General features: G+C 74.1%; 9 protein-coding genes and 2 pseudogenes. 4 read left to right on the top strand and 7 right to left on the bottom strand.

Annotated elements, in window-relative coordinates:
• Window positions 1–272 precede the first annotated feature (272 nt).
• Window positions 273–497, bottom strand: a complete 225-nt coding sequence (locus LZ495_RS34275; RefSeq protein WP_235057032.1) for a hypothetical protein — start codon at window positions 495–497, stop codon at window positions 273–275.
• Window positions 498–632: 135 nt separating this feature from the next.
• Between LZ495_RS34275 and LZ495_RS34280 the strand changes: the two genes are divergently transcribed.
• Window positions 633–2,222 carry a hypothetical protein gene (locus LZ495_RS34280; RefSeq protein ID WP_235057033.1) on the top strand — a complete coding sequence of 530 codons (1,590 nt, stop codon included), beginning with the start codon at window positions 633–635 and terminating at the stop codon, window positions 2,220–2,222.
• Here the strand turns inward: LZ495_RS34280 and LZ495_RS34285 are convergent.
• From LZ495_RS34285 to LZ495_RS34310, 6 genes and pseudogenes are all read right to left on the bottom strand, one after another.
• Window positions 2,219–2,380 carry a hypothetical protein gene (locus tag LZ495_RS34285; RefSeq protein ID WP_235057034.1) on the bottom strand — a complete coding sequence of 54 codons (162 nt, stop codon included), beginning with the start codon at window positions 2,378–2,380 and terminating at the stop codon, window positions 2,219–2,221. The genes LZ495_RS34280 and LZ495_RS34285 overlap by 4 nt on opposite strands.
• Before the next feature lie 523 nt (window positions 2,381–2,903).
• Window positions 2,904–3,104 (bottom strand): hypothetical protein, encoded by a 201-nt coding sequence (locus LZ495_RS34290; RefSeq protein ID WP_235057035.1) that lies wholly within the window; start codon window positions 3,102–3,104, stop codon window positions 2,904–2,906.
• Between the two features lie 310 nt (window positions 3,105–3,414).
• Window positions 3,415–4,402, bottom strand: a pseudogene (locus LZ495_RS34295) (TniB family NTP-binding protein).
• 1,072 nt (window positions 4,403–5,474) lie between these two features.
• Window positions 5,475–6,251 (bottom strand): annotated as a pseudogene (locus LZ495_RS45475) (integrase catalytic domain-containing protein); the annotation flags it as partial.
• Between the two features lie 461 nt (window positions 6,252–6,712).
• Complete coding sequence (locus LZ495_RS34305) at window positions 6,713–7,510, bottom strand: TnsA-like heteromeric transposase endonuclease subunit (protein WP_235057038.1); 798 nt, start codon at window positions 7,508–7,510, stop codon at window positions 6,713–6,715.
• 147 nt (window positions 7,511–7,657) lie between these two features.
• A complete protein-coding gene (locus LZ495_RS34310; protein WP_308268684.1) occupies window positions 7,658–8,746 on the bottom strand; it encodes a DNA-binding protein in 1,089 nt (362 codons plus the stop codon).
• Window positions 8,747–10,112: 1,366 nt separating this feature from the next.
• Here LZ495_RS34310 and LZ495_RS44385 point away from each other — a divergent pair.
• The 3 genes from LZ495_RS44385 to LZ495_RS34330 all read left to right on the top strand — a co-directional run bounded on the left by LZ495_RS44385 (window position 10,113) and on the right by LZ495_RS34330 (window position 15,910).
• Entirely contained in the window at window positions 10,113–14,816 is a 4,704-nt protein-coding gene (locus LZ495_RS44385) for a type II toxin-antitoxin system prevent-host-death family antitoxin (RefSeq protein ID WP_308268685.1), read from the top strand.
• Between the two features lie 9 nt (window positions 14,817–14,825).
• Window positions 14,826–15,446 (top strand): hypothetical protein, encoded by a 621-nt coding sequence (locus LZ495_RS34325; RefSeq protein WP_235057040.1) that lies wholly within the window; start codon window positions 14,826–14,828, stop codon window positions 15,444–15,446.
• Between the two features lie 71 nt (window positions 15,447–15,517).
• Window positions 15,518–15,910: a hypothetical protein gene (locus LZ495_RS34330; RefSeq protein ID WP_235057041.1), complete on the top strand. Its 393-nt coding sequence runs from the start codon at window positions 15,518–15,520 to the stop codon at window positions 15,908–15,910.
• Window positions 15,911–16,489: the final 579 nt, after the last annotated feature.

Here is a 16,489-nt window from a genome sequence, read left to right on the forward strand (position 1 = left end):
CCTTATCATTCCACCCCAGCGTGCCCCCCCCGGGGGGCCCCGGGCCGGGCCGACGGCGCTTCGACGTCCACGGGGACCTCGGCAACACCACGGGGCCACCGCCGAGTACGCCATCCACCGTGCAAGATCCCGCGCCGTGAAGCACGATCCAAATTCACACCCAGTCCGACCCGTCGGCGTCCATGACGACCGCAGCGCCTTGCGCCGCGCCGCGAAGTGACCGACTTTGCCCAGCGCAGGCGCTTTGCCGTTCTCCGACGCGGGCCTCGTTGTCAGGGCCGGTTCGGCGGGCCCGGGAACCGGCGGTTCTTCGGCGGCCGAGTGCTCAGGGCGTTCGCGAACGCGGTGAAGAGCCGCTCACGGCCGCGGCCGATGGTCGTGCGGAGCGCGGCGAGCATGCCGATCAGCAGCGCTGCAGGGCGGATGCACAGCGCAGTGCCCATGAGCACCGCGATCGTCGTCGGATGCGAGCCGAACTGGTTGAGAAGTGAAAGCACGTCGACACCGTCCTCTGCCGGGGTTGCGTGGTAGTACGACCACTTCAGCTGGGTTCGGCCCGTCCGGCACTGAAGCCGGACGGGGGCGTCCGACTCGGACGGACACCCCTCCGCACGCTGGGCGGATTCCTAGACTTGGCGCTGTCCGAGTCGGATGACGGCGGGGGAGTCGGGACGGTGACGGGTCAGGAGCGCCAGAGGTTCACCGCGCAGTTGAAAGCCGTCTACGCGGCGGCCGGGAAGCCGCGTCTGGAAGACGTGGCCGACCATGGCCGTGGGCTGTGCGCCAAGCAGACCGTCAGCAACTGGCTGACCGGCAAGACGATCCCACGCGACCCGAAGGCAGTGGAGGCCTTCCTCGATGCACTGAAGGCCTGCTCGAAGGAGCCGTTGGACCCGCGCCTTGTCGACCGTACGACGTGGCAGCAGCGCCACGTCGCACTCATGCGGGCCCAGGCTGGACCACGCAGCGACGCCCGCCGCACCGGCGACGCCCGGACGTGGCTCGCGGCACGCGGCCGAAAGGACGGCGACGACACCACCGCCGTGCCGACTCCTGCGGTCGGGCACGACCTGGACACGCCGTCCCCGCAACTCCTCGCAGCCACGGCGCAAGTGGCCGACCTCCAAGCGCGGATCAGGCTGCATGAGGAACTGCACAGCGCGGAAGCCGCGCGTCACAGCGCGGACCTCTACGTGATCAAGCTCCAGGGAACCGTCCTGTTCCTTGAGCAGGAAATCGCCAGGCTGACCGCGCAACTCGCCGCCCCGGTCGGCACTGTGGATCGTGCCGTGGTCGAAACCGATATCGCGGTCGCGCGGCACCAGCAGGCCAGAGGGCACGAGCTGATACCCGTCGCCGAAGGGAACCGCAAGCAGGCCCTTGAGATCATCGGTGAGTTGCGGCGGCGTCTGGTCGCCAGACCGGACCTCGACATCTCCGAGGGCCCCGCGCAGGAAGGCAGCGCCAACGACGGCCCGGGCACTCTCGTGACGGAGCCGGCCGGTGGGGCGGCGGCCGCAGCAGGCGAAGGCAGGGCCGCACCGCTCCCGGTTCCGTACTGGCATGCGGCACCCGGCAGCGTGCTCCTGGCGTACTGCGAGCGACTGCTCCGCGACGCCACCGAAGGCCTCGGCCACGACACCGAGGCCTTGCAGGGCCTGCACGAGCGGTTGGAGGTCCCGGAAGAGGGCTACATCGTCGCTGAACCCGAGGAGTCGGAGCGCATCGGTCCGGACCGCCGGACAGCCCTCGGCCTGGGCCTGGGCCTGGGAGCGGCGGTGACACTTGCCGTCACCGCCACCGCGCTCCGATGGGGCGGCCGCGACTCACCGGGCCCCTCCTCCGAGGACAGCAGCCCGACGCGATCGCCGACCGGAGCGGCGTCTGCGACGGCCCCGGCGGGCCTGAGACGGGCGGTACGGGACCCGGGCTTCGGCGCACAGTCGCCGGGAGAGTTCTGGGCGGACACGATTTCCGTGCAGCAGGTTTTCGTGGACCGTTGGTTGGAGCACATGCGCAGTCTCTACGGTTCGGAAAGAGCGGGGCTGGTGCTGATCTTCATCACGGCACCCTTCGCCTACAACCGCAGCGCGACGCAGATGGCCGAGGTCTTGGGCGAGGAACTCAGAGACCGCCTCCCGGGGTTCCGAGACGCACAATTCAAGTCGTACATCGACGCCGGCGGTGCCACCTCCGTGACCACGGAGGTGTTCGTGTACTAGACGCCGCGGCCGAGTGGCGATGCCGCGAAGTCGACCGCGGCACCGAGCAGGTCGACGACCTGGTGGAGAAACTGCGCCGGTACCGGGAGTGGTTCGAACTCCTGGCGTCGAAGGCCGACGCGAAGAAGGCGGAGCACGCCCGAGATGAGGACGTGCACCCGTTCCGGTTGTGGTCGCGGGTGTACCCGGCGACCGGCCGGGAGGGCTACCCGCCGGTGGCGTTCGTGTTCACCGGCACGACCCGGGAGCGGTGCGTGGCGAGGATGCGCCGACTGCAGGAAGCGGTCCACGCGTTCGACGCCCGCCCCTCGGTGCGGGCCGTGCCGCGACACCGAACGCATCCGCAGCGAAGGCAAGCAACGCGTGCGCACGCGCGACACCGAACTCGCCGCCGCCCTCCAGGCCCGGAAGCCCACCGAGCCCGACACCCGGCGCGGATGACGCCGCTGAGTAGGCGTCCTTGAACCGCCGTGACCCACGCTGCAGGCCGTGGGGGCCGTGACGCCGTCACGGTGCCGTTCGCGTAGCCGGCACAGTGACGGCGACGCGAACGGGGCGTTCCCCTGAGCCGGTGCACCGGCATGCCCGCTTGGTCGACAACGGTTCTGGACCTGCCTCTACAGAGGTTGCCCGGAACCGGCTCCCATGAACAAAGCCACGCCTTCACCGGGGCAGGCTGCATCACTCATCCGCGTCCTCATCCTCGTCCTCGTCCACGGAGATCTGGCTCTGCGACCGGTCGGTGACCTTGGCGCCCCCGCCCTCGACGTGCTGTTCCCGGTTGATCCACTCCCAGAGGTCGCCTGCGTTCGCCATAGGGCTCGCGAGCAGGACGGCCGCGGTGGCCGCGGTGCAAACCGTGGCAATGCGTCGAATGATCATGAACTTGCCAACGAACGGATGCCGCCCTGGAAACTCGGCCATTGGAGCTGCAGGTACTCGGCGGGGCGGCTGTCGCTCGGGGGGTGGTGGGTTGCGGTGCGAGGGCCGGTGTGGCCTGGGGTGTCGCAGGTGTGGTGAGACGGTTCCCGGGGTGGGTCGGCGGGGGCGCGAGTGGTGCGGCCTGTGGGTATCGCGGTTTGGGTGAGACGGGTCGTGGGTGTTGTAGGTGTCTTCCCCCGTCTAATGGCACCGGCGGTTTTTCCGGTTGGTCAAGGGGTGTTCTTGCTGGTCAGGCTGGGCACCTTGGGGGTTATCGGCGGCGGGGGCGGGCCGGCCTGATGGTGGTGTGGTGGGTTTCGGCGAGATGGTCGAGGCGGACCTGGTCGAGACTGGTTCGGGTGATGCGTTCGGTGCCGTCGAGGATGGCGTTGATCGCGGCGTGGCGGACCAGGCGGGTCAGGCTTCCGATCCGGCCGGCGGTGCGCTGGTGGAGATAGGACGCGAGGCGGGGGAGTGTGCCGGGCCTGTGCGCCCGGAGGTCGAGTGCGTCTTCTACGCCGGCGATGAGTTCTTTGAAGGGTTCGCGGGTGCCGAGTCTGGCGGGGAACGCCCCGCACTCGACCAGGGATGCCCGTCCGGCGAGTTGCGCTCCGCGGACCCCGGTGAACAGCGGTGTCGTGGTGACGTCGATGCCGGCGTACACGAACGTCGCCGCGATGCGTTCGGTGAGGTCTTTGAGCAGGTCGGCGGTTTCCGCGCCGGTGGTGGTGCGCGGGTTGAGCCGGTGGATCTCGTCGATGAGGACCAGGCGCACGCCGGCGCGGTGGTAGGTGTGGCAGACCGCCTCGGTGATCTGGGCCTGCGTCATCCGGGCGGTGACGGGGATGCCGAGGTAGCGGGCGAACTCGGCGGCGAGGGTCTTCGCGGTCGCGCCGGGCGGGACCAGGACGTACGCGACCGGGACGGGGGTGTGCGCGGGCCCGGGCGGGGTCGGGTTGCGGCGTGCGTGGGCGAGGTGGCAGGTGCGTCCGACGTGGAGCAGCGCAGTGGTCTTCCCCGCGGTGGCGGGCCCGGTGACGATCAACCCGGGTCGGGCGGTGGTGTGTTGGTGGCGGCCGAGGATCATCAGGGTCCGCACGGTGGTCGCGAGGGTGTCGATGGCCGGGGTGTGGACCGTGACGAACGCCGAGTGGTAGGCGAGGCGTTCCTCCCTGCTGCGCGGCGGGTCGCCGGGGGGGGGCGGGCGGCGCCGCGGGCGGTGTGGCGGCGAAGTACTGCCAGCCCTGCCAGGTCGTCACCGGCCACGCCTCTGCGGCTGTGTCCTCGTACGCCGGGTCCGCGGACGTGGTGTCGTGCGCACCGTGTGCCCGCGCCCTGGCAGGCGTTCCCGGGGCGTCGCCGTGCCGCGGCCGGCCGGTGCTCACCATTGCAGGGCTTCCGTTTCGGCGTCGTAGAGCCCGAGTCCGGCCCCGGTCCACGGCCGGGTGGGGGAGTCGGGACCATCGTCGGTATCCGCCCCCAGGACGGTCTCGTCGGGCCCGTCGTCGAGTTCGTCGAGGCCGTCCGCGTCCGTGCCCGGGGTGGCTTCGCTGTCGTCGGGTGCGTGCGGGCCGTGCCGGGGGCGCGGCGGTGGGAGGGGTGTGGGGGCGCGGGCAAGGCGGTGGCGTGCCCGGTGCGGGCGCGGCGGACGAGGTGGTCGAGGGCGTCGGCGAGGTCGGCTTCGACGCGGTCGCTGTGGGTGTGGTCGCCGCCGGCCCCGTGGAGGGCACCGGTGCCGGTGCCGGTGCCGGTGCCGGTGGCGGTGGTGCGCAGGTGCTCCCAGACGCGTTCGCTGAACGGATGGTGGGCGTGGTCGCGGTGGATCCACGGGATCTCGGTGAGGCCGCAGCCGGGGAGCCGGACCCAGATCTGGCGGGCGTCGTGGGGGTTGGTGTGGACCTCCCACTTCCCGCCGCGCGCGGTGACGGGGGAGGCCTGGCCGCGGTACGGGGCAAGGAGGTCGTGGTCGTAGGTGCGGTGGTGCAGGCGGATCCCGCGTTCGGTGATGGCGTGCCACCGCACTGGCAGCAGTTCGAGGTAGTCGCTCCGCCCCAGCGGCACCGGTACATACCCCGCGGCCGCGACGAGGGCAGCCCACATCTGGTTCGGTGTCAGCGCCGCCTTCGGCATCACCGGATGGCGGAGCCCCTCGTGCGGGCGGTGGTGCCAGTGCACGAGCCACTCGTCGAGGAGGTCCTGCAACTCCGGAACGCTCAAGCACGCCTCCCGCTCCGCATCCCGGCCGCGGCGGGTGACGTTCGGGCCGGTGTAGCCGGGCAGGTGCTGGCAGAACAGCGAGTTGATCGACCCGAACGTCCGCTCGACGATGCCTTTCGCGGTCGGCGCGAACGGCGGGGCGGGCTGGACGGAGATCCCCAGCGCCTCGCACGCGGCGGTGAACGCCCGCGACACGAAGACCTTCCCGCGGTCGACGACGATCGTCTCCGGCACCGCGACCGGCCGTGCCGCAGCCCCCGCGAGCCGCTCGTCCAGCGCCGTCAGCCGCCGGTGGGGCAGCACCCGCGACCGGTCGAACCGCAGCACCTCCGGCCACGTGGGGCGGGCCGGGCGGGGGACGGCCACCTCCGCGAGCAGCAGCGCCGCATCCACCGCCTGCGTCCCGCCCGGGCACAGCACCGCGGCCAGGATTGCCCGGGTGGCGACGTCGACGGCGATGGTCAGCTCCGGCCGCCCGACCGAGCCGTCCTCGAACACCGCCAGGACGTCCAGCCGGGTCGTGTCGACTTGGACCTGCTCGCCGGGCCGCAGCGCCACGGTCGGAACCAGCCGGTGCCCGTCCTCGGTGACCGGCGGGTTGCGCACGGGCTTGCCCGGATGGTCCGCGGGGTGGGCGAGTTGGTCGACCAGCCGGTAGAACGTGGCCCGCGACGGCATCGCCACCGCACCGCGGTGCCGGTCTTTGAGCAGGTGTGCGACGGCGGGCATCAGGCCGCTGACGGTGCCCTTGGACCGCCCCCGCCGCGCCCGGAGCACATCGGCGATCGCGGCGGTCACCCGTTCGTCGGTCCGCAGCGCCCCGTCGGCGCCGCGGGTGGTCCGCTGGTCGACCAGCCCCCACAACCCCTGCCTGCGGTACCGGCCGCGCATCCGCTGCACCGTCGCCCGCGACACCCGCCCGAAGCCCAGCGCGGTCAGCTCCGCGGCCTTGGCCTGCTCCCGCTCGGCGAGAGTCCGCAGCGCCGGGTCGTACTCCGCCCGCACCACCCCACCGTTCGCGCCGGTACCACCCCCGTTCCCGCCGGGGTTCCCGCTCTCGACCTCGCGGATGTGCCGCTGCCACGCCAGCGCCTTCTCCCGCGCAGCCGCCGGTGCGGTCTCGAACAGCCCCCACTGCGGTACTGCCTGCGCCCGGCCGCCGTCCTCACCCAGGACCGCGAACCCAGGGTCGGCGAACAGGTGCCCGGCCAGCACCGCCTCGTTCGCCCCGTCCTCGCCGGCCAGGTGGACATGCTGCCCGGACAGCGCGACGACCTGCCACCGCGCCCCGCGGAACCGCACCCGCCCGCCGACCGCGACCACCGGCCGCCGCCCGCCCTGCCCCGCCCGGGTCACTCCGCCTCCCTCCGGCCACCACCACCGTGCCTGGCACCCGGCACCGGCGCGTGCACCAGGACCCGTTCGTGCAGCGGCGCATCCAGCGGCGCCGTCAGATGCCCGTGCCACAGAGCATGGAACGCGACAGGCAGGACCTCGATCGGATCGCCGACCGCGTCGACGCCGTCCGCCAGCGGCCGCGGCCGCGCGAACGCCTCGACCACCAGGCCCAGCAGCCCGGGCCGGCCTGCGTTGCGCGGATGCCGGTACCCCGCCAGCCAGCGCAGGTTCGCCGCGAACGCCGCCCCCGGCGGCTCCAGCCGCTGGTACGCGAAACCGACCCGTGCGCACGCCTCCGCCACCGCTTCCGCGGCCCGTAATGCGCGTTCGCCGCCGGCCTCGGGGTGGCCCGGGCAGTCAGCGAGCAACGCGGTGCCGTCCGCATACCGGGCGAACACCTGCGGCACCCACGACCGCACCCGACCCGCGCCGTTGCGCCACAGCAGCCGCACCGGCCGCCCGGCCATGCCCACGACCCGCGGGTCGCGGTCGAGCACCGCCAACTGGATCCGCATCGCGTTCGATCCGCACGCGACATGCCGGCCGGTGGTCGCCGACCACCACAGCCCCGGCCCCCACCGGCGTCCTGGCACGACCGGGAAAGCCGCCACCGGGTCCAGGTCCTCGAACGCCACCGCCCACGCCGCGTCCACCCACCTCTGCCGCGCCACCTGCCCGCCCGGGTCGACGAACACCGCCTCGAACCCCGCCCCCACAGCCCCGGCTTCCGCGCCATCGCCCTCACCGATCACGCGCGCCAGCCAAACCGGCCCTCCGACCCGGCGGGCCGATTCCGCGTTTTTGCTCCCGAGGCACCGCCAGGTGAGATAGAGCTCGACGACACGCACAGCACCGACGTGGTCGCCGCTGGGGCCGTCACCCCGGACCCGCGGCCGCGGCTATCCGGCCTCGTCCTCCTCGACCTTGAGCACGTCCGCCAGTTCTCCGACGGTCACCCTGGCCCACCGGGCCACGTCCTCGACCGCGACCCCGGCGTTCAGGGCGACGACAGCGGTCCGCCACCTGGCGTTGCCAAGGAGATCGACAGCCCGGGACAGGTTCTCCAGGAGCTGCTGTGCGGCGTCCGCGGTGCTACCGGTCTGCGCCCCGCGTAACTGGACCAACTGCTCCTCCGCTTCCTTCACGAGTGCGCCGAGCAGCATGCGTTCCTCGGCCGGCACCGCAGCGCGCCACCGCGTGCCCGAACCGCCCGCCTTCTTCTCCTTGCCCAGCACCCGCAACTGCGCGGCCATGGTGACCGGCTGGTCCTCCTTCCGTACCCACCACGGGTCATCCGCGTACCCGAACCCCGTCCCCGACGCGGCACCGCCACCGACACTGCCGCTCCGGTCGACTCCGTTCCGCCGCCGACGGGCCGTGGCACCCATCCACGCGGTCAGCGGACCGCCGTAGTCGACCGCGATCACCGGCCCGAGCCACGGCCGCCCGACCCGCTCCCCGAGCTCCCGGCACAACTCCTCGCCCGCCCGCGGCGCCCGGGCACGCCCCGCACCACCCCGGTCATGCCACACCCGCTCCACCATCGCCGGGTCCAGCAACGCATCGGCCACCGCGACGACTTCCGGGAAGACGACCGCGTCCCGCCCGACAATGCGCCACCACGCGAAATCACCCCCGGCGTCCCCTCCCGCGACCACGTGCAGCCGACGTGGCCACACCCGCTCCCGCTCCCACCCCAACGCCGCGTCCCACCACCGGCACACCACCGCCCGCGCGAGGCCGAACACCGCCCCCGACTCCACCCCCGCCCGCACCGCCCGCCGCGCCACCCCAGCCCACCGCCGCTGCGCCCGCACCACCTCCGGGAGCCCGCGCAGATCGAGGTGCTCCATTTCCTGGTCGGCGTCCGCGTCCAGGCGCCACCGCCCGTGCCGCCCGCACACCCGCTCCCACCCGCGCGCGTACCCGACCACCCGCACCGCAGCCCCCGTACGCCGCGCCGCGCACAGCCGGCACCCGAACGCCACCGGCCCCACCACAGCGCCACCCACCCGCCACTTCGCCGACGGCCCCTCAACCGAGGACCGCCCACCGGCCTCATCGAGGCCGCAGCCCCACGACGGAAGCGCCCGCCCGAGAACCCCCTCCGCAACCCCGCACAACCCCACCAGCGCCGCCCGCCCCGCCGCGTCGAACACCATCTCCGCATCCGCCCGCCCCGCTCCACCCGCATGCCGGGGGCGGTGGTTGAGCCACCGCCAATGCCCCGACACGTCATCGGCGCCCAGCCCGTAGGCCCCGGCGACCCGACCCACGAACGACCACGTCGTCTCGCCCCGCAACGGGGCAACCCGAAACACCCCCGTCAGCACCGCACTCCACCCCGATCCCACCGCCCGACCCCCTCGGCCGCGCGTTCCACGCCCGCGGCGTGCCCCGAACGCCCGGCCGATCCCCCGGCCCCGTTGCGTTCATCCGTGTCAATCGTCCGGCGGCCGCTCGAGCGGCCGCCGGCATGCCGCGCCGCGTCACCGCAGTGTCGCCGCGCGCCGCCGTCGCTGACGCCGCTTCGGCGAGAATGCGTGCCTCCCACAACGGCCCGCCACCGGCAATCCCGTGCGCATGCACGGCAACGGCCCCCAGCCGAGGCCGACATCGACGAATCGGCCGAGTCGTTCTCCGCGGGCACCCCGAGGAAGGAGAACGTGGTGTACCCCGCCACCGCCCCCCACTCCCTGCCAGCTGCACCGGGATCGTCGGGCACCGCGCGTCCGTCGCGTTCCAGGCAGGGCTTTCGCGGGTCGGCTGCTGTCCCCGTTGTCTGCTCCCGCCTGCCTGAGTGGTCCCTATGTCGGGCCTGTGCCGGCCGGCCACTCCTGCTCCTCCGCCTCCCCCCGTTCCGTCTTTCGTGACATTCCTTCGCGTGTCACGCTATTTATGTACCGAACTGCGGTACGATCCCCTAGTCGGTACATCTCTCCGGGGCTGCCGCAGTCCGCTGCGCTGCCCCGCCGTCGATGTACCCGTGTCGTGCTCGTGTTCTGTCGTTGTCGGTGCGGGTTGGGGGTTGCTGCCGTGGTGAAGCCGAGCAGGCCCGAGTCGGTGTCGTCTGAGCCAGCGCCGTCGAAGCCGGGCAAGGCCAAGCCGGGCAGGCCGGTGCCGCGCGGGTCGGGGGAGCCGGCGGGATTGTCGGCCGATCCGGTGCCGGCGGTGTCATTCTCGGACAAGGCCGCCCCACCAGCGGGCCCGCCGGCGGTTCCGGCCGGCGGCCTGCTTGTCGCTGATGGAGGTCCTGTCGTGGTGAAGCCGTCCGAGCCCGCAGCGGCTGTGCCTGCCACCAGGACCGGGAAGTCCAAGGCCCGGCAGACCCGTCCGCCCGCTGGTCCTGCCGCTGTGCCCGCTCTGCCGCCCGGCAAGCCTTCCACTCCGGCCGGTTCGGCCATGCCGTCCGGCACACCTGCCGCATCCGCGTCGCCTGCAGCCGGCCTTGCTGCGGGGTGGGCGCTGCCGGACCCGGACGATGCGGTGTGGACGGACCCGGAGGTCCCGCCCTACGAGGCTTTGGAGCGCCTTGCCGCGGCCGCGGAGCGTCTGGTGTCTCCGGCGCGGGGCCGCCTGGCCACCTCGGCCGGCGCTTCGTTGCGCGAGGCGGTGACCGCGCTGGCGGAGATCCGCGTGACCGGCAGCGATTGGCACACCCTGCTCACCGCGGACCGTCCCGCGTTCGGCGGCCCCCGCCACACCACCGCCCAGGAGCTGTACGACCTCCTGGAGTTGACCTGGACCCGCTACATCCGCCCCGCCCTCCCGGCCGCGGCTCCCGACGGCCCTCCGGCCGCTCCCGTAGGCCGGGTCACTCCGGCCGGTCCGGCCTCGGCTGCGCCCGACCCCGCTGCGCCCGACCCCGCTGCGCCCGACCCCGCTGCGCCTGCGCGCAAGTCTTCGGCACGCAAGGCCCGTTCCTCCGCGCCCGCGGCTACCCCGGCGGTGCACACCACCGTCCCCGACGGGCCCGCCCCGGCCGCCGCCCCTCCGGTCCCGGCTCCCGCCGCCGCCCCGCCCGCGTCGCCGACACGCAAGTCCCCGGCCCGCAAAGCCCGTTCCGCGGCGCCGTCGCCCAGCACCGCCGGTGCCGGCGCCGGTGGCCGGGCCCCGGCCGCCGCCGGGTCGCCTGCGGCCGAGCCCGAGCCCGAGCCCGAGCCTGCGGCTGTCCGCACCGCCGGTGCCCCGCCTGCACCCGCGCCGGTTCCCGCACCCGCACCGGTTACGGGGCTGGTTCCCGAGCCCGCCGCGCCGGTTGCTGCGCCCGTGCCCGCCGCCGCACCTGCTGCTGTGCTGGCCCCGGTTCCGGGTCCGGCCACGCTCCACGAGGCCCGCGCGGAGCTGCCCCGCCTGCTGCGCGCCGCCCAGGCGGGCACGACCACCGCGCTGTCGACCGGCCCGCACCACGCCCATCTGACCGCCCCGGCGGCCGCGGCCGCCGCGGGCTGGGACCTCACCGCCGCGCCCGCGCACGGGGTTGCGGACGCCCGCAAGCACCTGGGCCCGCTCATCCGGGCCGCCGCCGAGGGGGCCCCGCAGGTCGTGTACCGCCACAGCACCCCCGTCGCCGTCCTCCTCCCCGCCGCCCCGACCGCCGCCCCGACCGCCGGCAGCGCAACGCCCGCTCCCGCCGGCCAGGCCCCCGCCGGCCACGCCCCCGCCCCGGCGGCCGTGCCGGTCCCCGGCAGCGCAACCCCGGGCGCCGGTACCGGCGTTGCCCGGCCGGCCCCCGCCGCGCCCGAACCCTCCAACGCCGCGAACGCCTCGGCCGCCCCGGCCCCGGCTCTGGCCACGCAGGGGAGCGCTGCACCGGAGCTCCCCGCCCCCGCCGCCCCCGCCGCCCCGGCCCCGGCGGCCGGAGACGGCTCCGTCCCGGACGCCCCCGCAACCAGCCTCCCGGCTCCCGGGACAATCCCGGCCCCGGCCGCCCCGGCCTCTCTCGCGGCGGCCCTGGTGCCGGGCCTGGTGGTGGCGCCGGGTCCGGGCACGCTCCATCAGGCCCGTGCCGCGCTGCCGCAGCTGGTCCACGCCGCCACCACCGGGACAGCCACCGTGCTGGCCAGCCGCGGCGACCGCGCGGTCCTGACCAGCCCCGAAACCGCGCGGGCGCTGGGCTGGAACCTCACCGGAGCGCCCCTGTATTCGACGGTGGAGGGCCGCAAGCACCTCGGCGACCTCATCGCCCACGCCGCCACCGGCGCCCCGCAGGTCCTGCGCCGCCACTCCACCCCCGTCGCCGTCCTCCTGCCCGCCACCCCTATCGGCACCCCCGCGCCCAGCCCCACCGCCCCGGCCCCCGGCGGCGCCCCGGCCTCCGGCAACGCCCCCGCCCCGCCCCAGCCCGCCGAAGTCGCCTCGGACGGGCCCGCCCCCGCGGCTGCCGCCCCGGCCCCCGCCGGGTCCGCCGCTGCGCCCGGCACCGACACCACGACCGCACCCGCTCCGCCCGCCGCCCCGGCCCCGGCTGCGGCGTCCGCCGACGAGGGAACCGCCATCGCGCCCGTACCCGGCCCCACCGCCCCGCCCGCTGCTCCTGCCGCCGCACCGCCGGCAACCACCCCGGCCCCGGCCCCGGCTGCTCCGCCCGGTGCCGTCCCGGCCCCCACCGCGCCTGTCCCGGCGCCGGCCGCCGCTGCATCCGACCCGGTTGCCACCCCGGCCACCCCCGCCCCGGCCCTCGCCGGGAGCCCTACCGGGCCCGCCGCACCGCCGGCAACCACCCCGGCCCTGACCTCGGCACCCTCGGCCGCCTCGGCCTCGTCGCTGCGCCCCGCGCCGCGCCGACTGGCCTCGTTCGGGTCCGTCCTGGACACCGTCCTGGCCCCCGCCGCGGCCGACCCTGCCACCGCACCGGCCACCGGTGCCGCGTTGGGGATCCGCGTCCTGGACGACCTGATCGGCCCGCTGCAGCCCGGCCGCCTCTACCTCATCACCGCCGCCCCCGGCGTCGGCGGAAGCCTCCTGGCGACCGCCGCGGCCCGGACCACCGCCCTGGACCGGAACCTGCCGGTCCTGTACGCCGCATCCGGGCTGACCGCAGCCGACGTCGCCGCCCGGATCGTCGCCGCGCACCTGCCGGTCGACTACCGCCGCCTGCGCGCCGGCCGCCTGACCGACGAAGAACGCGACGACGCCCGGATCCTGTACGCCGACCTGGCCGCCGCCCCCCTCTTCCTCGACGACGGCACGGGCCTGACCGCCGACACGATCACCGCCACCGCCGCCGAACTCGAGCACCTGGCCCTGGTCGTCGTCGACCGCCTCCAGACCGCCCCGGACCCGCGCCTGCCGCTGTCCGGCCCCGCCCAGATCGCCGACGCCGTCCAGGCCCTCGCGCACCTCGCCCGCACCCGCCACGTGCCGGTCCTCGCCGTCCTCGACGCCGTCGTGGACGCGCCCCCGGCCGCCACCGCCCCCGGCCCCGCCGCCGGGCAAGCCGCCGGCCTGGCAGCGGACGTGCGGCTGCTGCTGACCACGGACGGCACCCCCGGCACCACCTGGGTCCACGCCACCGCCACCGAACGCGACCTCGGCACCCTCGGCGAAGCCGTCCTGTTCGCCGACCTGGCCCACGCCCGCCTCCTGGACCCGCCCGCCCGCCCCCCGGCCGACGCCTTCCCCCCGAACCCCACCACCCCCAACCCCGCACCCGGCCACCGGCCCGACACTGCGCCCGGCCACGGACCTGCTCCCGCCCCGGCCCGCCCCGCGGTACACACCCCGCACACCCCCGCCGCGCCCAGCCCTTCGCCCGCCCCCGCCGCCCCGGGGGCATGGCCCGAGGTCACCCGCCCCGGCACCGCCCTGCGCCCGCCCGCCGACCCCGCCCCGCCGACCACGGCACCACCGGCCTCCGCCGACCCCGACGGCGTCGACGACCTCGACCACCACAGCCTCGAAGAGGCGGCAGAACGCGCCCTGGAGCCCGTAGGCGCCAGCGCTGCGCCCAGTGCCGGAACCGCGCCCCGCCGGGCCTCCCAGCGCCCCTCGGGGGCCTCCTCGCCGCAGCCGCGCCGGGCCGCCTCCCGCCCGGTATCGGGTGCAGGGGAGGGGAAGTACGGGGGCCGGGACTACGCGGACTTCACCACGATGATCACCCGCGCGGTGGACCGGGCCCTGGCCGCGCACGGCGGGGACGTCGAGGCCGCGACCGCCGCGCTGGAGAAAAAAGCGATTCCCGACGCGATGGCGATTTTCGAGGCCACCAGGGTGGGCTCACGCTACGAGCACACTGCTTTCCCGGAACTCCCCGACATTCTCCGGAAGAAAACCCGCAACGGCGCGGACGAGGTATGGGAGGGCCGCCACAAGTGGTCCAACGCCGTCCTCCTGGACGAGTTGGAGGCCGGCACCCGCGCCCCGGTCGCGGTCGACGTCCTGGACACCAACGCCGCGTACCTGTCCGCGCTGAAGACGCACCTGCCCATCGGCAAGCTCGTCCACGACGCAGGCGGCGGGTTCGACCCGAAGCGCTCGGGTGCCTACCTGCTGAACTCCCGCCCCACCTGGGAGCATCCGCACCTGCCCGACCCGATCGGGAACCGCCGCGAGACCGGCCCGATCATCCTGACCGACCCCACCGTCCGGCTCCTGATCCGCTGCCACACGCTCGGGCTGTGCGAGGCCCCGGTGATCGCTGAGAGCTGGACCTCGGGCGGGACGGAGGTCCTGTTCGAGAAGTTCCGCCGGGTCCTGACTCTGGCCCGCGAGGACGCCATCAAGGCCGGCGACACGGTCGCCGAGGCCTACATCAAGGCCATGTACGCGAAACTCGTCTCGACCGTCGGGGAATCCAGCGCGAACCGCGAAATCCGCCGATCCGAATACATGCACACCTTCCGGTCGCAAGCCTTCGCGAACCTCTGGTACAAAGCACACCGCGCATTCAAAGCAGGCCTCACCCTGGTCTCGTTGCGCGGAACCGACGAAATCCACGTCACCGGCGGCGACTGGCGGCAGGTATTCACCGAAGGCCGCCTGACCCAGGAAATGAAACTGAAAGACCAATACACCCTGCCCCGCAGCGCCGCCCGGAAAAACGCCCAGAAAAGCTAAGGACGCTAGATGTCGACGGACGGATGGCGCCGGTTCGGCGCGTACGGCGCGGACCGGGACCCGGGCAACATCCACGGCGGGGACGCGCTCGGCCAGGCCCTTGAGGACGCCCTGGAACGCATGATCACCGAGGGCGGCATCAAGTCGGCGGTGACCACCCGGCGTGGCCTGATGGCCCGCATGCGCTACCTCACCACCCACCAGGGCGGCCCCGCCGCCCTCGCCGACGCCGGCATCACCGCCACACCGGCCACGCTCCGCGCCTGGACCCGCGGCGCCCGCCGGCCGCTGCCGGCCAACGCCGAGGCCATCGACACCGCGTACTGGAACCTGCGCGCGCACAACGTCCTGGCCAGCCCCGGCGCCTTGAAGCAGCACCTCAACCGCGGCGGCCGCGGCACCGCGATCGAGATCCACCCCATCAACCAGAACGTCGTCCTGGAGACCCGCCGCCGCGAGAACCTGCGTGTGCGCCGCATCCAGGGCCGCTACATCTGGGACGACGCCGTCGACGCGATGGCCGCCGGCGACGGGGCCGCCCTCGCCGCCATCTGGATCGACGCCATCCAGGAGCTCGACTCCGACTGGGGCGCCTACACCTACGTCTCCCACATCGGCATCGGCGCCTGACCGCGGCCCGCCCGGCCTTGTCGGGCACGCCCCCTACACTCGCGCCAACACCCCGGGAACGGAGACCCACCATGGCCGTCAGCGACGGCGAACGCCACGAACAGCGCCGCTGGCACCAGGAGTTCGCCGCCGCCCTGGCCAAGGAAACCGACACGGTCCCCGGGCTGGCCTTCTACCTCCCCGCCGACGGCATGCCCGCCCTGCGCTGGGAGGACGACCCCCGCGGCGCGTACGGGGCGTTCGCCGGCCTCGTGGCGGGCGGCCACGCCCCCCTTACCAAGGCCACCGCGACGCTGCACTACCGCCGCGACCCGGCCGACGGTGAAGGCCCCTTCGAACGCGACGAGCAGCTGCTGTCCACCCTGGACCTCGGCACCACCGACCCCCGCCTCGCCGCCGCGATCCTGGTGACCGGCGCCCGGCACCACCGCGCCACGCTGCAGAAGCCCCTGCACACGCCGTAGAAGCCCTGTAGAGGCCACCGCGCAGCCGGGCCCATGCCGTCCCCACAACGCCTTGTATTCCGGCATAGGAATACAAGGCACGGGACAACAGCCCAGGAATAGCCGGGCGACCAATACCGAATTCTGTACCGCATAGTGGCCTTTCCGTACCGCCCATTCCCATTCGACCGACCACCTTCGCCAGCCCGAATCCAAGCCCTTTCAAATAGCCTGGTATCATTGCCCCAGTGGTTCAGACCAATATGCAACGGCAGAACGTGACATATGTACGGCCGTCACATACATGCGGTACACTTGCGGTACGCTCTACAGCGTGACATACTCGGGTACACAGCACAGCAGCCACCTAGACCCCGCAAAGCCCTACAAGGAAGCCCCGAGCCATCCGGAACCCACCAGACGGCACCCACAGAGGGCCCCCCACCAGCAACACCGAAAGGCCAGCCCAAGGCCCCCTGGAACCCCCAAGGACCCACGATGACGTCCCACCGCGGCCGGAGGCCGGCACACCCCCAGAGCAGCCATGCACCCCAACACGAAATGTACCGCAAGGGTACAGACCCCCCTCGTAGCCAGCCG

Origin of the sequence: Yinghuangia soli (assembly GCF_021502675.1) — a bacterium.
Taxonomy (GTDB): Bacteria; Actinomycetota; Actinomycetes; order Streptomycetales; family Streptomycetaceae; genus Yinghuangia; species Yinghuangia soli.